General features: G+C 68.1%; 16 protein-coding genes. 4 read left to right on the plus strand and 12 right to left on the minus strand.

Features of this window, described 5'->3' with window-relative positions; translation table 11 throughout:
* Positions 1-47: 47 nt before the first annotated feature.
* Positions 48-1,223, minus strand: coding sequence for an ROK family transcriptional regulator (locus ACFQZV_RS12945; RefSeq protein WP_378754085.1), 1,176 nt, complete (start codon positions 1,221-1,223; stop codon positions 48-50).
* Positions 1,224-1,407: 184 nt separating this feature from the next.
* On the opposite strand from ACFQZV_RS12945, the gene ACFQZV_RS12950 reads away from it, so the two are divergent.
* Positions 1,408-2,883 carry a L,D-transpeptidase family protein gene (locus tag ACFQZV_RS12950; protein ID WP_378754087.1) on the plus strand — a complete coding sequence of 492 codons (1,476 nt, stop codon included), beginning with the start codon at positions 1,408-1,410 and terminating at the stop codon, positions 2,881-2,883.
* Positions 2,884-2,976: 93 nt separating this feature from the next.
* Here ACFQZV_RS12950 and ACFQZV_RS12955 read toward each other — a convergent pair whose 3' ends face one another.
* Entirely contained in the window at positions 2,977-5,193 is a 2,217-nt protein-coding gene (locus ACFQZV_RS12955) for an NADP-dependent isocitrate dehydrogenase (RefSeq protein ID WP_378754089.1), read from the minus strand.
* Positions 5,194-5,324: 131 nt separating this feature from the next.
* Here ACFQZV_RS12955 and ACFQZV_RS12960 point away from each other — a divergent pair, with 131 nt between their 5' ends.
* Positions 5,325-5,777, plus strand: coding sequence for a GNAT family N-acetyltransferase (locus ACFQZV_RS12960; RefSeq protein ID WP_378754091.1), 453 nt, complete (start codon positions 5,325-5,327; stop codon positions 5,775-5,777).
* Between the two features lie 134 nt (positions 5,778-5,911).
* On the opposite strand, the gene ACFQZV_RS12965 is transcribed toward ACFQZV_RS12960, so the two are convergent.
* The 7 genes from ACFQZV_RS12965 to ACFQZV_RS12995 form a co-directional block, all read right to left on the minus strand.
* Positions 5,912-7,723: an ABC transporter ATP-binding protein gene (locus ACFQZV_RS12965; protein WP_378754093.1), complete on the minus strand. Its 1,812-nt coding sequence runs from the start codon at positions 7,721-7,723 to the stop codon at positions 5,912-5,914.
* Positions 7,720-9,576, minus strand: a complete 1,857-nt coding sequence (locus ACFQZV_RS12970) for an ABC transporter ATP-binding protein (RefSeq protein ID WP_378754095.1) — start codon at positions 9,574-9,576, stop codon at positions 7,720-7,722. Before ACFQZV_RS12970 ends, ACFQZV_RS12965 begins: the two co-directional genes overlap by 4 nt.
* A gap of 335 nt (positions 9,577-9,911) precedes the next feature.
* Positions 9,912-10,409, minus strand: a complete 498-nt coding sequence (locus ACFQZV_RS12975) for a methylated-DNA--[protein]-cysteine S-methyltransferase (protein ID WP_378754097.1) — start codon at positions 10,407-10,409, stop codon at positions 9,912-9,914.
* On the minus strand, positions 10,406-11,935 hold the full coding sequence (locus tag ACFQZV_RS12980) for a DNA-3-methyladenine glycosylase 2 family protein (protein WP_378783342.1): 1,530 nt from the start codon (positions 11,933-11,935) through the stop codon (positions 10,406-10,408). The genes ACFQZV_RS12975 and ACFQZV_RS12980 overlap by 4 nt, the downstream gene beginning before the upstream one ends.
* 87 nt (positions 11,936-12,022) lie before the next feature.
* Positions 12,023-13,630, minus strand: a complete 1,608-nt coding sequence (purH, locus tag ACFQZV_RS12985) for a bifunctional phosphoribosylaminoimidazolecarboxamide formyltransferase/IMP cyclohydrolase (protein ID WP_378754220.1) — start codon at positions 13,628-13,630, stop codon at positions 12,023-12,025.
* Positions 13,631-13,664: 34 nt separating this feature from the next.
* On the minus strand, positions 13,665-14,264 hold the full coding sequence (gene purN / locus ACFQZV_RS12990) for a phosphoribosylglycinamide formyltransferase (protein ID WP_378754222.1): 600 nt from the start codon (positions 14,262-14,264) through the stop codon (positions 13,665-13,667).
* A gap of 4 nt (positions 14,265-14,268) precedes the next feature.
* Positions 14,269-15,672, minus strand: a complete 1,404-nt coding sequence (locus tag ACFQZV_RS12995) for a cell division protein PerM (RefSeq protein ID WP_378783343.1) — start codon at positions 15,670-15,672, stop codon at positions 14,269-14,271.
* Positions 15,673-15,794: 122 nt separating this feature from the next.
* Between ACFQZV_RS12995 and ACFQZV_RS13000 the strand changes: the two genes are divergently transcribed.
* Positions 15,795-17,261: an NCS2 family permease gene (locus tag ACFQZV_RS13000; RefSeq protein WP_378754068.1), complete on the plus strand. Its 1,467-nt coding sequence runs from the start codon at positions 15,795-15,797 to the stop codon at positions 17,259-17,261.
* A gap of 54 nt (positions 17,262-17,315) precedes the next feature.
* Here the strand turns inward: ACFQZV_RS13000 and ACFQZV_RS13005 are convergent, their stop codons facing one another.
* From ACFQZV_RS13005 to sucC, 3 genes are all read right to left on the minus strand, one after another.
* The gene (locus ACFQZV_RS13005; protein ID WP_378754066.1) at positions 17,316-17,753 is read right to left on the minus strand and encodes a nitroreductase family deazaflavin-dependent oxidoreductase; all 438 of its coding nucleotides are present in this window, start codon (positions 17,751-17,753) and stop codon (positions 17,316-17,318) included.
* A gap of 110 nt (positions 17,754-17,863) precedes the next feature.
* Entirely contained in the window at positions 17,864-18,766 is a 903-nt protein-coding gene (sucD, locus tag ACFQZV_RS13010; protein ID WP_378754064.1) for a succinate--CoA ligase subunit alpha, read from the minus strand.
* Between the two features lie 10 nt (positions 18,767-18,776).
* Positions 18,777-19,940: an ADP-forming succinate--CoA ligase subunit beta gene (sucC, locus tag ACFQZV_RS13015; RefSeq protein WP_378754062.1), complete on the minus strand. Its 1,164-nt coding sequence runs from the start codon at positions 19,938-19,940 to the stop codon at positions 18,777-18,779.
* Positions 19,941-20,095: 155 nt separating this feature from the next.
* Here sucC and ACFQZV_RS13020 point away from each other — a divergent pair, with 155 nt between their 5' ends.
* Complete coding sequence (locus tag ACFQZV_RS13020) at positions 20,096-20,773, plus strand: TetR family transcriptional regulator (RefSeq protein ID WP_378754060.1); 678 nt, start codon at positions 20,096-20,098, stop codon at positions 20,771-20,773.
* Positions 20,774-20,780: the final 7 nt, after the last annotated feature.

Below are 20,780 nucleotides of genomic sequence, written 5' to 3' on the forward strand. Positions count from 1 at the left end.
CCGGGGGTCGGGTGACCGTCCGGGGGGATGCGGATGCCGTCGAGTCGCTACGACACCCCGAGTTGTCCGGAAAGGACCATGACGGCGGCACCTCGGAGGACGATGTCCTCGCCGTGTTCCGTCATGCGAACGCGCACACCGTCGTGGAACTCGGCGAGTGTGCGGGCACGGAGGGTCTCGACGGTCTGCTCGGTGAGCGCACCGTCGAGAAGTTCAGAGGGACCCGAGATCACGATCTCCGACAGGTCGAGAGCGCCCACCACGGGCGCCAGAGCGATTCCGAGGCGCTCGCCCGCATCGCGGAGGACGCGCTCGCGTTCCTCGGGGCCGGTAGCCGACAGGTGCCGGGTCAGAGCCGGCACGGAGAGCCAGGCCTCGAGGCATCCGACCTTGCCACACACGCAGGTCGGCCCGCCGTCCGTTCCGACGGTGACGTGTCCGATCTCGCCGGCTGCCGAGCGTGCTCCGCGCAGCGGGCGGCCGCCCGCGAGCAGACCCGAACCGACACCACGTCCGACGCGAACGAGGAGGACGTCGTCGCCGGCGCCCCCGAAGGTGTACTCAGCGAGGACCGCGGCATTGGCGTCGTTCGCGACGAGTACCGGCAGCCCGAGAGCGTTCTGAAGTGCGCCTTCGAGGTCGAAGCCGACCCACCCGAGGTTGGGGGCCGAGAGGATGACGCCGCGTTCATCGATCACACCGGGTGCCCCAACGCCGATCCCGAGCACGGGCGCGTCTGAGGCTGTCACGAGTTCGCGGGCGAGTTCGACCACGGCGTCCAGCAGACCTTCCGCCGAGGGCAGTGCGACCTCGCGCCGCGCGACGATGCTTCCGTCGAGAGCGAGGACGGCACCGATGATCGCCTCGCTCCCCGAGAGGTCGAGGCCGACGATGCGGTGACCGGAGTGGTCGAGGTCGATCAGCATCGCCGGCTTGCCGGGCCCCGTCGACTCCCGCATGCCGAGTTCGGCGATGAAGCCGTCGGAGATCAACTCGGCGACCAGGTCCGAGATGGTGACCCGGGTCAGTCCGGTCTCGCGAGCAAGGTCCGCCCGGCTCATGGCCCCTTGGTGGAACAGCGTCTGCAACACCAACGACCGGTTGTGGGCGCGGGCGTGTTCGGGGAGGACCTTGGTCCCCTGGCGTCGCGACGCGACAGTCGTCGCGGTGGTGTGCGTCGGCTCGGGAGAGGAAGAGCCGCGCTGCACTTCCGATGCAGTCATGTTTGTTAGTAGACCTTACGAACTAACCGGACGCAAGCCGTTCGTGCATTTTGAACGGATGATTTACAAATCCGTTACATCCTCGACGCGACGACGACAGGGATGTGATCGGACCGTTGTCCCCACGATCGAGCGGGTCGTTTATCATAGAGAGGGACGAATCTGCCAGCCGGGGGGGTGTTGCGTGACAGATCTCGCGATCAGGCCAGACGCCGACGCAGAACACAGTGGGGCCGCCGACACGCTCGTCGACGACGAAACCTTCGTCGACGACAGTCCGGCCCCCGAGCCCGAGTACCAGTGGGCCCCCGCCGACGAAGCACCGAAGAAGCGCCGGGTGGGCATGTGGGTCGGTATCGCCGCGGGCGTGACCGCGATCGCCGTCGCTGCCTCGTCGCTCGTGCTCATCGCACCCGGCACGGCCGTCGCGGGCGTTCCGGTCGGCTGGCTGACCGCGGGGGCGGCGACCGATGCCCTCCAGAGCCGACTGGCCGACACGACGGTCGTCCTCACCGGTGCCGGCGGAGACGTCGAGGTCACGGGCGCCGATCTCGGCGCGACCGTCGACGGCCGCGCCCTCGCCGACACCGCTTTCGCCGAACACCCCATGTGGAACGTCTCGGCATGGTTCGCAGAGCCGCTCGACGCGAGCATCGCGCTCGATGCAGAGGCCGCGACGGCCGCGTTGCGCGCAGCAGCCCCGGATCTGTACACCGACCCCGTCGACGCTGTCGTGTCGTTCGATGCCGAAACCGCAAGCTACGTCGCCACCCCCGCCGTCGAAGGCACGGGGATCGATGTCGACGCGTTGCGCCTCGCCCTCCAAGACGCCTACACGTCCGGCCAGACGCGTCTGGAATTCGACGCCGTTGCCACGCCGGTGACGGCACTCACGCCCACATACGTCGCCGACGCCACCGTGTCGTCGCTCAACGAGATCCTCGACACCGCCGGCTTCTACGTCGGCGACGAGCGCACGGTGCCGGTTTCGCGCGACATCGCCGCGTCGTGGCTGACCGTCACTCCCGGCGACCGCGGCACCTTCGAGATCACCGCCGACGAGGACGCCATCGCCGAGTTCGTGCCCGGCCTCGCCGAGGCGGTGAATCGCGACGCCGTCGACGCGCGCGTCATCACCGACACCGGCGGGGAGGTGCTCCGGGAAGAGATCGCGGGTGTCGACGGCCGCGTCCTGGGCGAGACGTCCACAGTGTCGAGTGACTACGCCGCACAGCTCGCGCAAGGCGACGGCGTCTTCCAGCTTCCGGTCGAACAGACCCCGTTCGCGACCACCGCGCTGGCGCGGAACATCGTCGTCGACCTCAGTGATCAGCGGGTCTACCTGTACGAGAACGGCGGCTTGGTCAGCTCCTACCTGGCCTCGACCGGCCTCGCCGGCTCCCCCACACACGTGGGCAACTTCCGCATCAACTGGAAGACGCCCCTGCAAGACCTCGGCTGCTTCGAAGGCGCCCCCTACTGCACTGAAGACGTCCCCTGGCTCGCTTACTTCAACGGTGACCAGGCGCTCCACGGCGCGTATTGGCACAACAACTTCGGCAACACGATGAGCCATGGTTGCGTGAACTTGCCACCCGCGACCGCGAAGTTCGTCTACGACTGGTCGGCCGTCGGCACCGAGGTACGCGTCCAATACTGAGCGGAATGCGGCGCGCCGCATCCGCTCGCGAACGTCCGACCCATACCGACGAAGAAGCCCCGGCCTGCCGGCCGGGGCTTCTTCACCGTCGGATCAGATGCTGTCGACGATGCCGTTCAGCGTGGTCGAGGGACGCATGACGGCATCGACGAGGTCGACATCCGGTCGGTAGTACCCACCGATATCGACCGGCGCGCCCTGCACGGCGGCGAGCTCATCGACGATCTTCTGCTCGTTCGCCGCGAGCGCCTCGGCGACGGGACCGAAGATCTGCGCAAGCTCGGTGTCGGCCTGCTGGCGGGCCAGTTCCTGAGCCCAATAGAGCGCGAGGTAGAAGTGGCTCCCCCGGTTGTCGATGGAGCCCAGCTTGCGGCCGGGCGACCTGTCGTTCTCCAAGAACGTGCCGGTCGCGGCATCCAGTGTGTCGGCCAGGACCTGCGCGCGATCATTGCCGGTCGTGGTCGCGAGGTGTTCCAGCGACGCGGCCAGCGCGAAGAATTCACCCAGCGAGTCCCACCGCAGATAGTTCTGCTCGACGAGCTGCTGCACGTGCTTCGGAGCCGACCCGCCCGCGCCGGTCTCGAAGAGCCCGCCACCGGCGAGCAGCGGAACGATCGAGAGCATCTTGGCGCTGGTGCCGACCTCGAGGATCGGGAAGAGATCGGTGAGGTAGTCGCGCAACACGTTGCCGGTCACCGAGATGGTGTCTTCGCCGCGCCGCATGCGGGCGAGGGTGTAGCGCGTCGCCTCGTCCGGCGGAAGGATGACGATCTCGACGTCCTTGGTGTCGAGCAGAGCAAGGCCCTGGTGCACCTTGGCGATCAACTGGGCGTCGTGCGCGCGGTTGACGTCGAGCCAGAACACCGCAGGCGCGCCCGTCGCACGCGCCCGCGTGACGGCGAGCTTCACCCAGTCCATGATCGGGATGTGCTTGGTCTGCGTCGCGCGCCAGATGTCACCGGCCTCCACCGTGTGCTCGATGAGCACGACGCCGTCAGAGTCCAGGATCTGCACGACACCGGGCGCTGAGATCTCGAAAGTCTTGTCGTGGCTGCCGTACTCCTCGGCCTTCTGCGCCATGAGTCCGACGTTCGGAACCGTGCCGATCGTCGCGGGGTCGAGCGGACCGTTCGCGATGACGTCGTCGATGACCGCCTGGTAGACGCCGGCGTAGGACGAGTCGGGGATCACCGCGAGAGTCTCGGCTTCTTCGCCGTCGACGCCCCACATCTTTCCGCCGTTGCGGATGAGCGCGGGCATCGACGCGTCGACGATCACATCGCTGGGCACGTGCAGGTTGGTGATGCCCTTGTCGGAGTTGACGTACGAGAGTCGGGGGCCTGCGGCCAGCGCGGTCGCGATCTCGGCCTTGATCTCGGCGCCGCCGTCGACAGCGTCGAGGCCCGACAGAATCGATCCGAGCCCGTTGTCGGGCGTGAGACCGGCGGCGGCAAGCTTCTCCCCGTGCGTCGCGAAGACGTCGCGCAAGAACGTGGTCACCACGTGTCCGAAGATGATCGGATCGCTGACCTTCATCATCGTCGCCTTCAGGTGCACCGAGTACAGCACGTCGTCGGCTTCTGCCTGCGCGAGCGTGTCGGCGAGGAACGCGTCCAGCGCCCCCGCCGACAGGAAGGTCGCGTCGATGACCTCACGCGGCAGCACCTTCAAGTCGCTCTTGAGGACGGTTTCGGTGCCGTCCTGGGCGACATGACGGATCGAGAGCGTGTCATCGTGCGCGGCCACCCACGATTTCTCGTTGCTCTTGAAGTCGTCGTGTCCCATCGTCGCCACGCGCGTCTTCGATCCCGGCGCGAAGGGCTTGTTGGTGTGCGGGTACTTGCGTGCGTAGTTCTTCACCGCGCCGGGAGCACGGCGGTCGCTGTTGCCTTCGCGAAGGACCGGGTTGACGGCCGACCCCTTGATGCGGTCGTAGCGGGCGCGGACGTCCTTCTCTTCGATCGTGCGGGGCTCATCCGGATAGTCCGGCACATCGTAGCCCTGCTCCTTCAGCTCGACGATCGCCGCCTTGAGCTGAGGAATGGATGCCGAGATATTGGGGAGCTTGATGATGTTCGCCTCGGGCAGGGTGGCCAGTCCCCCCAGTTCGGCGAGTGCGTCGCCGACCTGTTGCTCGGGTGTCAGCTGCTGAGGGAATGCCGCGAGGATGCGGCCGGCCAGGGAGATGTCGCGGGTCTCGACGTCGACGCCGGCCCTCCGCGTGATCGCCTGGACGATGGGAAGAAACGAGGCCGTCGCGAGGGCCGGCGCTTCGTCGGTGTAGGTGTAGACAATGGTCGAATCGGTCACCTGTGTCGCCTTCGTTCGGAGTCCGATCCAGCCTAACGCACACGGCGAAATTGTCTCGACGTCGAGATAAATCCGTCCACAGTGCACGCCGGGGAGTAACCAATCGAGCCGTTTGCGGTTAGCCTGTGCGTATGGCTGAGCTGCAGGTTGTGGAACTGTCCGCCGAGACGATCGTCGCGGTGAACAACATGTCGCTCAAGCCCGGCCAGGAACAGTTCCTCGCCCCGGTGAGCTACGGCATCGCCGCGACCGTCGTCAACCCGCAGACCTCGTGGCAACGGGTCGTGGTGGACGGCGACGAAGTCGTCGGGTTCGTCAGCGCGAACTTCGACCCCGAGGTGCCGATCGAGCACTTCCGGTCGGTTCTGTGGCGTATCAACGTCGACGCGGACGACCAGGGGCGCGGCGTGGGCCGGTTCGCCGTCGAGAAACTTCTCGAAGAGGCACGCGAGCGCGGCATGGACTGTGTCACGGTCATCTACGAAGCCGGTGACGACGGTCCCGAAGCATTCTTCCAGCGTGTGGGATTCACCCCTGTCGGCGAGACAGAGTACGGTGAGGTCATCGCCGAGATCCGCCTCTGAACTCGGCTTCTCGCTTCAGACTGTCCGGCTGACCATCGGCCGGACAAGCCGCGGCGGGGTCTCGGATTCCCCTCCCCCACCGAGACCCCGTCGCCTCCCTTCGCCCCGCGCCGGAAGGCGCGGGGCGAAGGGCATCACACCAGGGATTCGCGCCACGCGGCGTGCAGTTGAGCGAACTTGCCGGTGCCTGCGATCAGCGCGTCGGGGGCGTCGTCTTCGATGATGCGCCCGTGCTCCATCACGAGCACCCGGTCGGCGATCGCAACCGTCGACAAGCGGTGGGCGATGATGATCGCCGTCCGGTCGGCGAGGAGGGTCTGCAGGGCGTCCTGGATCAGACGTTCCGAGGGGATGTCGAGCGACGCCGTCGCCTCGTCGAGGATCAGAACGGCCGGATCTGCGAGGAACGCGCGCGCGAACGAGATCAACTGCCGCTGACCCGCCGAGACACGACCACCGCGCTTGTTGACATCGGTGGCGTAGCCGTCGGGCAGACGCTCGATGAACTCGTGGGCTCCGACGGCTCGCGCTGCGGCCTTGATCTCGTCGAGTGTGGCTTCGGGCTTGCCGAGCGCGATGTTGTCGGCGACCGTTCCACTGAACAGGTAGGCCTCCTGGGTCACCATGACGATCGCGCGGCGCAGATCCTTCGGGTGCATCTGTCGCAGGTCGACACCGTCGAGCGAGACCGTGCCCTGCGTCGGGTCGTAGAAACGCGAAACGAGCTTGGCCAGCGTGGACTTTCCGGCTCCCGTCGTTCCCACCAGCGCGATGGTCTGCCCCGCGGGGATGTCGAGAGTGAAGTCGGGCAGGATCGTGCGGTCGTCCGAGTACCCGAATACGACGTCATCGAAGAGGATGTGACCCTTCGCCGTCCACAGATCGACGGGGTTCTCGGGGTCGGGGACCGTGGGGCGTTCCTCGAGCACGCCGGACACCTTCTCGAGCGCCGCCGTGGCGGACTGGTAGGAGTTCAGGAAGAACGCCACCTCCTGCATCGGCGAGAAGAAGTTGCGCACGTAGACCACGGCACCGAGCAACGCCCCGACGAGCAGTGTGCCGTCGGCGACGCGCACCCCGCCCCAGAAGACGATGAATGCCAGTGCAAGCGACGCGATCGCCATCAACCCGGGCTCGAACGTGCCGAACAGGCGGATCGAGCGGATGTTGACGTCGCGGTAGCGTAGCGCCTCGGTACCGAAGTCCTCGTCGTTGCGTTGCTCTTTGCGGAAGGCCTTCACCGCGCGGATGCCGGTCATCGTCTCGACGAACTTGACGATGACCCGGGCACTGATGACCCGCGACTGGCGATAGACCACCTGCGAGCGCAGATAGAACCAGCGCATGAGGAAGAACAGCGGGATGCCGGCGACGGTCAGGATGACCCCGGACTGCCAGTCGAGGAAGTACAGCGCCACGAGGGTGAAGATTCCGTACAAGACACCCGAGACCAGTTCGTTGAGACCGCCGTCCAGGAGTTCGCGGATCGTGTCGAGATCACTGGTCTGGCGCGAGATGATTCGGCCCGAGGTGTAAGACTCGTGGAATTCGAGGCTCAATCGCTGGGTGTGCAAGAAGATGCGCTTGCGCAACTCGAGCATGACCGCCTGCGTGAGTCGCGCCGCGACGACGACGTACCAGCCGATGAGCGCGGCCCCACCGATTGCCGAAACCAGGTAGACGACGACCACCCCGATGGTCGGGAGCCAGTCCATCCGCTCGACCGCCGCCGGCAGCGCCGTATCGAATCCGTAGGCGAGCAGGATCGGCCCGATCACGCGCAGCGCCGTAGAGATCACCAGCACGACGGCCGCGAGGACCAGCTGCCAGCGCAACGGCGACACGAGGGAACCGAGAAGTCGCAGCGACCGCTGACGGATCGCACGGCTCTCGTCGCGGGTGTAGTCAGAGCGGTCTTCGCCGCTCGTGCCGACAACGGTGCTCATCGGCCCTCCTCCGTCTCGCGCTCGTCGGGTGACGGGTCGTAGGTCATCTCCCGCAGGCGCTCCTCTTCGACCTCGAGGCTCGAGATCACGTGTCGGTAGTGGTCGTTCGAGGCGAGCAGCTCGGAATGGGTACCGACCGCGGTCACCTTTCCGTCCTGCAGCAGTGCGACCCGGTCGGCGAGCATCACGGTCGACGGTCGGTGCGCCACGATGAGCGCGGTCGTGTCACTCATGACCTCGCGCAGCGCATCTTCGACGAGGGCTTCGGTGTCGACATCCAGCGCAGACAACGGATCGTCGAGGATCAGCACCGCCGGGCGGGCTGCGACGGCGCGTGCGAGGGCGAGCCTCTGGCGCTGTCCGCCCGAGAGCGACATGCCCTCTTCGCCGATCACCGTGTCGACCCCGAGCGGCAGATCGTCGACGAACGCCGCCTGTGCGACACCCAATGCCTCGCGCAGCACGCGCTCTGCTTCGGCGCTACCGGGCTCGAGGTCTTCGCGCCCGAGCAGGACGTTGTCGCGCACGGACTGCGAGAAAAGCGTCGCGTCTTCGAACGCCATCCCGATGTGACGGCGCAGCTCCCCGAGTGTCAAGTCACGCACGTCGACACCGTCGAGGGTCACACGCCCCCCGGTGACGTCGTACAGGCGCGTGGGGAGCGTCGTCAGTGACGTCTTTCCGCTCCCGGTGAGCCCGACGAGCGCCATCGTCTCGCCAGGCCGCAGTGTCAGGTCGACGCCGTCGACCAGATCGCGCTCGGTGGGCGGGGCATCCGGATATCGGAAGTGCGCACCCTCGAACGCGAGCTCACCGCGCGGCTGGACGATCGTCTTCGGCTCCGCCGGGTCGACGATCGTGTTCTGCTCATCGAAGACCTCGAAGAGACGGTCGGTCGCCGTCCGCGCGTCGAGCAGGAACGAGAACAGGAATCCGATGGATTCCATCGGCCAACGCAGCACGGTGGCCATCACGAAGAAGGCCACGAGTTCGGCCTGGCCCAGTTCACCGAACGCCGCGAGCGCGATGCCCACGCCGAGGCACAACGCGAAAGCGACCTCGGGGAGCAGCACGAGCCAGAACCAGATCCACCCGACAGCACGAGCCTTGCGCAACTCTGTTCCTCGAAGGGTCTCCGCCTGGCTGGTGAACTTCGAGAGTGCGTGCGTGCCGCGCCCGAAGGCTTTGAGGACGCGAATGCCGTGCACGCTCTCTTCGACCGACGTCGCAAGGTCCCCCGCCTGATCCTGGCTCTGCCGGGCAAGGGTGCCATAGGTCTTCTCGAACCGATATCCGGCGTACCACAGCGGCATCGACACGACGAGGAACGTGGCACCGAGCAGCCAATGCCACCGGAACAACAGCACGGTGCCCACGAGGATCGTCAGCACGTTGACGACGAGCAGGACCAGTCCGAACGCGAGCCAGCGGCGCAGCATGCTGATGTCCTGCATCATGCGGCTGAGCAGCTGCCCCGACTGCCACCGATCATGGAACGCGACCGGCAGGCGCTGCAGGCGCGAATAGAACGTCTGTCGGATCTCGTACTCGACCATCGTGGCGGGGCCGAGCACGAACCAGCGACGCAGCCAGACCATGAGTGCTTCAGCGAGCCCGAGGCCCAAGATCGCGGCGGCGCCCCACGCGATCGCGACGAAGTGACCGGAAGCGATCGGTCCTTGCACGACCTCCTCGAGGATCAGCGGGATCGACAATGCGAGAAGACTTGCCAACAGCGCGCTCACGGCGCCGAGGATGAGTCGCGGAAGGACAGGCTTCGCGAACGGCAGGAGCCGCGCGAGCGCGCGCGGAGTGGACAGGTGTGACCGATTCGGTTCTGCGGTGGTGGTCATGTTCCTTGTGGGGACGAAGTGATTCGCGGGCCGCGGCCAGCGGCGGTGTTCCGGCGGCCGCGATCACGGCCGGCCGGGTGGAGACGGGTCGACATCCGTCAACGCCCCGAGGGGCGCCGGTATGCCGCGAAGGCGGCGAGTGGTTCCGGATCCGGGGCGTCTAGCCGCCGAAGACGGCGCGCGGGCGAGCGGCGATTCCCACGGGACGGAGGACGACCTTCGCTGCGACGGCGATCATGTTCACGGCATCCTCCTGAAGTGCGCGGCTGTGTGCTGTGCGTGTGGCGACAGCCCTCCAGCTTAGACCTGAGTTTTCGCCGAAGACAAGAGTCGAATCAGGCGACGCGTGCGGCCTCGCGATCGAGGAGGGCACGCTTGACGTCGAGGCCCCACGCGAAACCACCGAGCGCGCCACCCGTGCGCAGCACGCGATGGCAGGGCACGAATAGCGCCGGTGCGTTGCGCGCGCATACGGCGGCCGCGGCACGCACCGCGGTGGGCGCACCCAGCGTAGCGGCGAACTGGGCATACGTGAGTGGCGCCCCAGGCGTGATCCTCCGCAGATGCTCCCACCCGGCGGCCTGCATCGCGGTGCCGTTCTGACGGACGGCGACGACGTCGATGGCCGCGATGTCTCCCGCGTAGTAATCCTCGACGGCGGATGCCGCATCCGTGTGTCCGTCGCGGACCTCCTGTGGCCGCGCGTCCGGACGCAGGCGCACAATGAGCTCCTGCAGGGAGTCGGTCCATCCCGAGGCGAGGACCCGATCGTCGTCGTCGCTGAGAATCGAGAACGCACCGTCGGGAGTGGCGATCGTCTGGAACGTGGTCATGAGCGGGTTCCTTTCGGGACGGTGGCAGCCGCGGTGCCCTGGCGGCGTCTGTTCGACGCCCGTGGAGGGACCGCGCGCCACAGGTGCGCGGTCAGATAGCTGCGCCAAGGTGCCGAGCGCGTGGCCCACGCGGTGAGGTTCTTCGGGTCCGCCGGCACGCCGGCCGCCGCCGCGCCGGCACGGACGGCGACGTCTCCGGGGAGGATCACGTCGGGGTCGCCGAGCACCCGCATCCGCACGTAGTCGGCTGTCCACGGGCCGATACCGGGCATAGCCAGGAGCGCCGCACGCTGGTCGCCGCCGTCGTCACCGGCGGTGAGAGTCAGGCGTCCGTCCGCGAGCGCGGCGGCGACTCCGGTCACCGCGCGGATGCGGGCGGCCGGCCCGCGCAGCACGTCGGCGCCGCGCGTGGCGATCGCCGCCATCGTCGGGAACATCCGGGTCGAGCTCCCGAGTCCCGCGACGGGCTCCCCGAGTTCTGCCGTGAGCGCGGACAGAGCGGTCCGAGCGGCCGAGACGGTGATCTGCTGGCCGATCATCGCGCGGATGAGCATCTCGTGCGGGTCGGCCGCGCCGGGTACGCGGATCCCGGGCAGGGCGCGCACGAGAGGACGCAGTTCGGGGCGCTCCGCGAGCGCCTCGTCGACGGCGATGGGGTCGGCGTCGAGGTCGAACAGCCGTCGCGCACGGGTCACCAGCGCGGAGAGGTCGGACAAATGCGTCACCGAGGCACTGAGCCGCACGCGACGATCGTCGTCGATGCGTAGCGAGAACCAGGCCGGCCCGGCGGGGAGGCGCAACGCACGTGAGAACCGGGTGGGCGTAGCGTCTTCGACCCCGTCGATCGCCCGGGCCGACATCCAGGCGAACAGGCCGTCGGCGTCGAGCGGACCGCGGTGCGGCAGGACGAGGTCGATGGTCCCGAGGCCTGACACGTCACGCGTCGGTGCCGGGGTCGCACGCCGCCGCGCACGCAGCTCCCGTGGCGACATCCCGAACACCTCGCGGACCGTGTCATTGAACTGGCGGACACTCGAGAACCCTGCCGAGAAGGCGACGTCGGATGCCGGGAGCTCGGTTCCGACGAGCAGCATCCGCGCCGTCTGGGCGCGGTGGGCGCGGCTGAGTGCGAGCGGGCCGGCGCCGAGTTCGGTCGTGAGCAGGCGCGTGAGGTGACGTGGTGAGTATCCGAGGCGCCGGGCGAGGCCGGGCACGCCTTCGCGCTCGACGACGCCGTCGGCGATGAGGCGCATGGCCCGCGCCGCGGTGTCGCCACGCAGGTTCCAGGCGGGTGAACCGGGCGCCGCCTCGGGCAGGCACCGCTTGCAGGCGCGGTAGCCGGCTTCGTGTGCCGCCGCACTCGTCGCATAGAACGTCACGTTCGATGCCTTGGGCGTGCGCGCGGGGCACGAGGGGCGGCAGTAAATGCCGGTGGAGCGCACCGCCGTGACGAACTGGCCGTCGAAGCGGGCATCGCGCGAATCGATCGCGCGATACCGCTCGTCGAAGGTCATCGCCGTGGTCATGCACTCAGCCTGCCACGCGCCACCGACACACGCTCGCGGAAATCGGACACGGCGGTGCGCGTCCGATTTCTGCCGCACGTGGCGGGATCAGTGGAAGAAGTGACGCTCCCCGGTGAAGAACATCGTGACGCCCGCCGCGCGTGCGGCGTCGATGACCTCCTCGTCGCGCACCGACCCGCCCGGCTGGACGATCTCGCGGATTCCCGCGTCGATGAGCACCTGCGGGCCGTCCGCGAAGGGGAAGAAGGCGTCGGATGCCGCCACCGACCCGGCGGCGCGATCTCCCGCGCGTTCGACCGCGAGCCGGCAGGAATCCACGCGGTTCACCTGCCCCATCCCGATCCCGACGGTTGCGGAGGCCTTCGCGAGGACGATGGCGTTGGACTTCACGGCGCGGCACGCCTTCCACGCGAAGATGAGGTTGGTCATCGCCTCGTCACTGGGACGCTCCCCCGACACGAGTTGCCAGTCTTTCGCGACCGACTCGATGTCGTCGGGAAAGCGATCCGCATCCTGCAGGAGCAGCCCACCCGAGACGAGGCGCACGTCCATCTGTTCCTGGCGCCAATCCGCCGGCAACTGGAGCACGCGCAGGTTGCGCTTCAGCTTGAAGACCTCGAGGGCTTCGGGTTCGAAGTCGGGCGCGACGATCACCTCGGTGAAGATGTCGCGCAGATTCTCGGCCATCTTCAGGGTGACGGTGCGGTTCGCGGCGATCACACCACCGAAGGCCGACACCGGGTCGCACTCGTGTGCGCGCAGGTGGGCGCTCGCGATGGGGTCGAGCGCGTTCGATGCTGCGACGGCGATGCCGCACGGGTTGGCGTGCTTGATGATCGCCACGGCCGGCTTGACCATGTCGAAGGCCGCACGCAGTGCCGCATCCGCGTCGACGTAGTTGTTGTACGACATCGGCTTGCCCTGCAGCTGGGTGGCTTGGGCGATGCCGTGCCCGCCCACACGGGTGTAGATCGCGGCGCGCTGGTGGGCGTTCTCGCCGTAGCGCAACTCGGCGAGGCGTTCGGCACGGATCGTGAGGTGCTGTGGCAGCGCGGCGTTCGCCGACAGGGTCTCACCCGCGAACCACAGGGAAACCGCTCGATCGTAGCCCGCGGTGTGTGCGAATGCCCGAGCGGCGAGATCACGACGCTGGGCCAGGCTCGTGCCGCCCTCACCGAGCGCGGTGATGATGGCCGGGTACGACTCGGGCGAGACGACGATCGCGACGTTGGCGAAGTTCTTCGCCGACGCGCGGACCATTGCGGGACCGCCGATGTCGATCTGTTCGACGACGTCCGCGGGGGAGGCCCCGGATTCCACCGTCTCGACGAACGGATACAGGTTGACGACGACCAGCTCGAACGGCGCGATGCCGAGCTCGGCGAGCTGGCGCTCGTGGTCCTCGAGGCGGAGGTCGGCCAACAGGCCGGCGTGCACGCCCGGGTGCAAGGTCTTCACTCGCCCGTCGAGCGACTCGGGGAACCCGGTGACCGCCGAAACATCGGTGACGTCGAACCCGGCGTCACGCAGGAGGGCGGCCGAGCCTCCCGTCGAGACGATTTCGACGCCTGCCGCGACGAGCGCTTCGCCGAGTTCGCGCAGACCCGTCTTGTCACTCACCGATACGAGTGCGCGCCGGATCGGGACGATGTCGCGGTCACGGTACAGGGCGGGGTCGTGGCTCGGTCCGGCCATGGGGGGCTCCTCGGCGTTTCGGATGGGCGTTCGGTCAGGGGGTGTTCGGGATGACGCGGTCCAGCTCGAGCTCACCGGTCGCGATGCGACGCACGACGTCGATGAGCAGCCGCCGCTCGACCGGCTTGATGCGTTCGTGAAGACGATGCTCGTCATCGTCCGGCTGCACGGGGATCCGCTCCTGCGCGAGGATCGGCCCGGTGTCCACGCCGCTGTCGACGACGATCACGCTGGCCCCGGTGCGATCGACACCCGCAGCGAGCGCGTCGCGCACACCGTGGGCGCCGGGGAACTCCGGCAGGTAGGCGGGATGGGTGTTGATGATGCGCGGCGACCAGGCGTCCACGAGGGTCGCCGGCAGGAGCCGCATCAGCCCACTGAGGACGACCAGATCCGGCCGCCACGCGTCCAGCTGCGCGCCGAGTTCCCGGCCCCACGATTCACGGTCTTCGAATCGATCCCATGGCACCAGGAACGTCGGGATGCCGAACGCCTCGGCGTGGGCGAAGCCGTCCGCCTCGCGGTCGGCGCCGACGGCGACGACCCGAGCGGGGAACGCCGGATCTGCCGCCGCCTCCAGGAGGGCTCGCAGATTCGACCCCGTTCCGGAGATGAGGACCGCGACCGTGAGCACCGGGTCAGTCTAGCCGCGCCGCAGTGACCGTTTCGGGCGGAGCCGCCACACCGGGGGCACCTCCGGCGCTCCCGCCATCGCGTCTGCGCAGGCGTGGCCGCGGCGCGAGGAGCAGGATGCCGGCGCCGACTGCCACCTCGAGTCCGACCGCGAGGGCGGTCTGGCCCACGGAGGGACCGACCTCGGCGAGGAGCCCCGGCCCGAGCGCCCCCGATGCAGCGAGCGTCAGCACCGCCGCGGCGGATCCGGCTATGACGGTGATACCGAGAGCGATGACCGCCCGCGCAGCCGCTGGATCGCGGCCGTCGTCCACGGGCGGCTCGACGATCGCGACGCCGTCGTCGCCGCGCAACCCCGCGAGAGCGGCCGCGCCTGCGACGTCTGCTTGGCGCCGGGCGCGCCGGACGTCGGCACGGGCGAGTTCGGATGCCGCCAGACGCGACCGGGCGATCCACCCGGCGAACGCGCCGGCGGCGACGGGGATGAGTCCGAGGAGGAGCATCCACGGTGTGAGCGATTCGGGGACGGTTCCGAGAAGCGGGACGCCCGGCACGACGCCGACGTCCGTGCCCGCGGGCGACACCGAGGTTCCCGTGCCGAGAGCGAAGCCCGGGCCCGCGATATAACTCATCGCCCACACCACGAGGGTGGGCAGATAGGCCAACTGACCGAGCGTCAGGAGCGTCGCACCGAAGGCGTCGACGTTCGCGCGCTCGTAGAGGGCGATGATCTCGCTTCCACGTCCGAGGATCGCCACCGCCGTCAGCAGAGCCGCAGCACCGATGATCGCCGTGATCGCGGCGGCGCCGCCCCGTGCGATGAGCGCCGGAACCGGGCCCCACCCGTGATCGAGCGCTTCGATGCGGTCCCGCAGTCGCGCTATCGCCCCCTCTCCGGCCTCCTGCCACTCGGTGACGAGCGCGCCGAGGAGACTCGCGGTGACGAAGACGAGCGACGGGAAGAGGATCGCCTGCCAGCGCTCGACGACGGCAAGCGGTGCAACGCCGGTGACGGCGACGACTGCGGCGAGGATACCGAAGACGACCGCCCCCGCGACGACCCCGGTGATCCACGCATCCGCCCGCGATGCGCGTCGACCCGAGCGGGCCGCGAACCCGGCCGTGAAGAGAGCGAAGGCGAGGGGCGCGAGCGACAGCGTGAACGTCGCGAGGTCCGGGTCGATTCCGGTGTCGACGAGGTAGGCGGCCGGAAGCGTGATGTCCAACGGCACGAAGTGACCGAGTTGCCACGCCGCCGCCGCGGTCGGCCACAGTGCCGCCCACTCGGCTTCGTCGCCGAACCCGATCGCCCACAGCAGCGTGAGGGGCGCCATCAGCGCCGCCAGGCCGACTGCCGCGGCGATGACGGCATCGATGGCGGCGAGAAGGACGACGACGAGGCGATACATGCGGATTCGACGATACCCAGCGGATCGGCCGCACATCGCGCGGCGCGCGCTCCGCATGCATCCTGCCGATGAGCACGCCGCGGGCCGATGACGCTATCTTCGACGTCGGAGGTCCCGCGAACATGACAACTACCCCGTCCCCGGACATCGAAACCGCCGAGACGACTCCGAAGAACGGTCTCGACCGGTTCTTCGAGATCTCGCGCCGGCGCTCCACGACGGGTGCAGAGGTGCGCGGAGGCGTGGTGACGTTCGTCGCGATGGCCTACATCGTCATCCTCAACCCGATCATCTTGTCCTCCGGCGTGGACGTCGAGGGCAATACCCTCGGCTTCACGCAGGTCGCCGCGGCGACGGCGCTCACCGCGGGTGTGATGACCATCCTGTTCGGGCTGGTCACCCGCCTGCCGTTCGCGTTCGCCGCGGGCCTCGGCATCAACTCGTTCCTCGCCGTCTCGGTGGTCGGGCAGGTCACGTGGACCGAGGCGATGGGGCTCGTCGTCATCAACGGCCTCATCATCGTGCTCCTGGCCGCAACCGGGCTGCGGCGCATGATCTTCAACGCCGTCCCGATTCAGCTGAAGCTCGCGATCACGGTCGGCATCGGCCTCTTCATCGCGTTCATCGGGTTCGTCAATGCCGGCTTCGTCACGTCGACCGGTGTCGCCTCTCCCCCGGTCGGACTCGGTGTCGAAGGGTCGGTCACGACGATCCCGGCCCTCATCTTCGTCGTCACTCTCCTGCTCACCGGTGTGCTCGTCGCCCGCAAGGTCAAGGGCGGAATGCTCGTCGGCCTCGTGTCGGGCACGGTCATCGCGGTCATCGTCGAAGCGATCTGGGACCTCGGCCCGATGTTCGACGGAGACCAGGTCAACCCGGGCGGGTGGGGCCTGTCGGTCCCCGAGCTTCCCGCGTCGCTCGTCAGCATCCCCGACCTCTCCCTGCTCGGTCAGGTCTCGTTCGGGTCCTTCGAGAGGATCGGCATCCTCGCCGCGCTCATGCTCGTGTTCACACTGGTGTTCACGAACTTCTTCGACGCGATGGGAACCATGACCGGGCTGTCGAAAGAAGCCGGTCTCGCCGACGAACGTGGTGACTTCCCGCGCATCAAGTCAGCTCTGGTCGTCGAAGGTGTCGGGGCGGTCGCGGGCGGGCTCACCTCGAGCTCGTCGAGCACGGTCTTCATCGAGTCGGGGTCGGGCATCGGTGAGGGCGCGCGGACGGGACTCGCGAACGTCGTGACCGGACTGTTGTTCCTCGTCGCGATGTTCTTCACCCCGCTCGTCTCGATCGTCCCCACCGAGGTGGCCGCAGCGGCCCTCGTGATCGTCGGCGCGCTGATGATGTCACAGATCCGCCACATCGACTTCTCTGACTTCTCCGCGCTCCTGCCGGTCTTCCTCGCGATCACGGTCATGCCGCTGACCTACTCGATCGCCAACGGCATCGGCGCGGGCTTCGTCGCGTGGGTGGTCGTGCGGTCGCTCGCCGGCAAGGCGCGCGAGATCAGCCCGTTGCTGTGGATCGTCGCCGCGGGCTTCTTGCTCTACTTCGCCCGCGGCCCCATCGAGTCTCTGCTCGGCGCGTAGGCCACTGCCGCCGAGGCGGTACGCTCCGACGCCGAGGCGCTACGGCGATCGGTGTCAGGCGCGCGGCTCGAGGACGAACACCGCGATGACCCGATCGGTCTTCGTCTGGTAGTTCGCGTAGTCCGGCCACGCCTCGACAGCGCGCTCCCACCAGACGTCGCGCTCGTCGCCCGAGACCTCCCGCGCGGTGTAGTCGCGCTTGTCCGCACCATCCTGCAGTTCGACGTGTGGCTGCTTGCGCATGTTGCCGGCCCACGCAGGCTCGCGGGGCGCACCGCCCATCGATGCGACCACGGCGTAGACGCCCTCGTGCTCGACGCGCATCAGGGCGGTCTTGCGCAGCGCGCCGGTCTTCGAGCCGACCGTCGTGAGGACGATGATCGGCTTGTCGCGCATCGTCGCGGCTTCCGTGCCAGCGGTGGCTTCGAACGTCTCGGCCTGCGTGCGCGCCCACTCCGCGGTGGACGGCTTGTACTCTCCGGTCAACGGCATGTCCCCAGCGTAGCGCCGCCGACGACACCGGGGCCGAGACGACGAAGAGCGGATGCCGCGGCCTCGAGTGGTTTCTCGGGCCCTGCGGCATCCGCTCTTCGGTGCTCGGGTCAGAGACCCTGGATGATCTCGCGCATGAGCGATGCGGTTTCGGACGGCGTCTTGCCGACCTTCACACCCGCAGCCTCGAGCGCTTCCTTCTTCGCCTGGGCGGTTCCGGCAGAGCCGGAAACGATCGCACCGGCGTGGCCCATCGTCTTGCCCTCGGGAGCGGTGAAGCCGGCGACGTAGCCGACGACCGGCTTGGTGACGTTGGCCTTGATGAAGTCGGCGGCACGTTCCTCGGCGTCGCCACCGATCTCGCCGATCATCACGATCGCCTTGGTCTCGGGGTCGGCTTCGAACGCGGCGAGCGCGTCGATGTGCGTCGTGCCGATGACCGGGTCACCGCCGATGCCGATCGCCGTGGAGAAGCCGATCTCGCGCAGTTCGTACATCATCTGGTAGGTCAGGGTGCCCGACTTCGAGACGAGGCCGATGGGTCCCTTGCCGGTGATGTTGGCGGGAGTGATGCCGACGAGCGACTCATCGGGGGTGATGATGCCGGGGCAGTTCGGACCGATGATGCGGGTCTTCTCGCCCTTCGACTGGGCGTAGGCCCACGCCTCGGCCGTGTCGCCGACGGGAACGCCCTCGGTGATGACGACGAGAAGCGGGATCTCGGCGTCGATGGCCTCGACCATCGCGTCCTTCGTGAAGGCGGGCGGCACGAACGCGATCGAGACGTCCGCGCCCGTCTTCTCCATCGCCTCGGCGACCGAGCCGAAGACGGGCAGCTCGACCGAATTGCCGTCCTTGTCGGTGTGCAGGACCGTCGTGCCGGCCTTGCGGGCGTTGACGCCACCGACGACGTTCGTGCCCGCCTTCAGCATGAGCGCCGTGTGCTTGGTGCCCTCGCCGCCGGTGATGCCCTGGACGATGACCTTGGAATCCTTGTTGAGGAAGATCGACATTGTGCTTTCCTTATGCGTTGGCGAGCTCGGCGGCCTTGTCGGCGCCTTCGTCCATGGTCTCGGCGAGGGTGACGAGCGGGTGGTTCGCGTCGCGCAGGATCGCTCGGCCTTCGTCCACCTTGTTGCCGTCGAGGCGCACCACGAGGGGCTTGGAGGCGCTGGATCCGAGCTCGGCGAGCGCGCCGACGATGCCCTTGGCGACGGCATCGCATGCGGTGATGCCGCCGAACACGTTGACGAACACCGACTTCACCTGCGGGTCGCCGAGGATCACGTCGAGGCCCGCCGCCATGACCTCGGCCGAGGCGCCGCCTCCGATGTCGAGGAAGTTGGCGGGCTTGACGCCACCGTGGTTCTCACCGGCGTACGCGACGACGTCGAGCGTCGACATCACGAGGCCCGCGCCGTTGCCGATGACACCGACCTCGCCGTCGAGCTTGACGTAGTTGAGGTCGTTCTGCTTGGCCTTCGCCTCGAGCGGGTCGGCGGCATCCTTGTCTTCGAGGAGCGCGTGACCGGCGTGCCGGAACTCGGCGTTCTCATCGAGCGACACCTTGCCGTCGAGCGCGATGACGTCGCCCTCTTCGGTGAGCACCAGCGGGTTGACCTCGACGAGCGTGGCGTCCTCGCCCGTATAGACCGCGTAGAGCTTGACGAAGACGTCGCTGACCTTGTCGACGAGTTCCTCGGAGAAGCCGGCCGCCTCGGCGATCTCGATCGCCTTGCGCTTGTCGATGCCCTGCAGCGGGTCGACGGTGATGCGCGCGAGCGCCTCGGGGCGCTCGACCGCGAGCTCTTCGATCTCCATGCCACCCTCGACGCTCGCGAGCGAGAGGTAGGCGCGGTTGGCGCGGTCCAGCAGCACCGAGAAGTAATACTCCTTGTCGATGCGGGCACCCTGCGCGACCATGACGCGCTTGACGGTGTGCCCCTTGATGTCGAGACCGAGGATGGCTTGCGCCGCCGCGAAGGCCTCATCGGGGTTCTTGGCGACCTTCACGCCGCCGGCCTTGCCGCGACCGCCGGTCTTGACCTGGGCTTTGACGACGACGACGCCGCCGATCTTCTCAGCCGCAGCCCGCACCTCCTCCGGGGTGTCGGCGACGATGCCGGCGAGAACCGGCACCTCGTACTTCTCGAAAAGGTCTCGTGCCTGGTACTCGTACAGATCCACAGTGCATTCCTTCGCAGGTGGCGAATGGGGTGGTTGGACGCGCGAAAGCGTCTCGACGTCGAGATATCGACCGCCATCCACCCTACTACTGCAGATCACCCTTCTCCGACGACACCCCTCCCGCCCGAGCGGGAGGGGGCTATGCTCTCTCCGACATGTCAGACACCGCAGCATCCCCTGCCGCGTCGCGCGCCCACGTCGTCGCCGCCGCCCTCGAACTGTTCGCCCAGCACGGTTTCGATCAGACGACGGTGGAACAGATCGCACGCGCAGCGGGCGTGTCACGCTCGACGTTCTTCCGCCAGTTCGGTGGCAAGGACGATGTGGTCTTCGCCGATCACGAAGACCTGATCGACGAGCTGCGCGAGGACCTCTCTCACCCGCATGAGAACCCGTGGGCGGCCGTGTGCGAAGCGTCCATGAAGGTCTACGCGCACTTCGCCGCCGACCCCGAACTCGCCCGGCGCCGCTATGCGATCGTGCGTGGGGTACCCGCTCTGCGGGATCGCGAGATCGTCATGGTGTTCCGCTACGAGCGCCTGTTCGACGAATACCTGCGCGGCGCGCTCCCCGGGCTCGACCCCCTGGATGCCGTCGGGTTCTCGGCGCTGGTCACCGCGGTGCACAACCACGTGCTGCGCAGGCTCCTCCGCGGCCCGAAGCGGGTTCCGGCCTCGACACTGCGGCGGGCGCTGAACGACGCGATGGAGCGCTTCGGTGTCGGCTCCGCCGAGGACGACCCCGCCGACGACGACGTCGTCGTGGCTGTCTTCCCCAAGCGGATGCCGGTGGCCGAGGTCTCACGCCGCCTGCAATCGCAACTCGACGCGTAGCGCCCCC

Origin of the sequence: Microbacterium koreense (assembly GCF_042677105.1) — a bacterium.
In the GTDB taxonomy this organism is placed as follows: Bacteria; Actinomycetota; Actinomycetes; order Actinomycetales; family Microbacteriaceae; genus Microbacterium; species Microbacterium koreense.

Excerpts from the sequence above, each read along its gene's own strand:
- ACFQZV_RS12975 (WP_378754097.1), bottom strand. The coding sequence starts at position 10,409 with ATGACCACGTTCCAGACGATCGCCACTCCCGACGGTGCGTTCTCGATT.
- ACFQZV_RS13020 (WP_378754060.1), top strand. The coding sequence starts at position 20,096 with ATGTCAGACACCGCAGCATCCCCTGCCGCGTCGCGCGCCCACGTCGTC.
- ACFQZV_RS12945 (WP_378754085.1), bottom strand. The coding sequence starts at position 1,223 with ATGACTGCATCGGAAGTGCAGCGCGGCTCTTCCTCTCCCGAGCCGACG.
- ACFQZV_RS12995 (WP_378783343.1), bottom strand. The coding sequence starts at position 15,672 with ATGTATCGCCTCGTCGTCGTCCTTCTCGCCGCCATCGATGCCGTCATC.
- ACFQZV_RS13000 (WP_378754068.1), top strand. The coding sequence starts at position 15,795 with ATGACAACTACCCCGTCCCCGGACATCGAAACCGCCGAGACGACTCCG.
- ACFQZV_RS12980 (WP_378783342.1), bottom strand. The coding sequence starts at position 11,935 with ATGACCACGGCGATGACCTTCGACGAGCGGTATCGCGCGATCGATTCG.
- ACFQZV_RS13005 (WP_378754066.1), bottom strand. The coding sequence starts at position 17,753 with ATGCCGTTGACCGGAGAGTACAAGCCGTCCACCGCGGAGTGGGCGCGC.
- ACFQZV_RS12960 (WP_378754091.1), top strand. The coding sequence starts at position 5,325 with ATGGCTGAGCTGCAGGTTGTGGAACTGTCCGCCGAGACGATCGTCGCG.
- sucD (WP_378754064.1), bottom strand. The coding sequence starts at position 18,766 with ATGTCGATCTTCCTCAACAAGGATTCCAAGGTCATCGTCCAGGGCATC.
- ACFQZV_RS12970 (WP_378754095.1), bottom strand. The coding sequence starts at position 9,576 with ATGACCACCACCGCAGAACCGAATCGGTCACACCTGTCCACTCCGCGC.
- ACFQZV_RS12965 (WP_378754093.1), bottom strand. The coding sequence starts at position 7,723 with ATGAGCACCGTTGTCGGCACGAGCGGCGAAGACCGCTCTGACTACACC.
- purH (WP_378754220.1), bottom strand. The coding sequence starts at position 13,630 with ATGGCCGGACCGAGCCACGACCCCGCCCTGTACCGTGACCGCGACATC.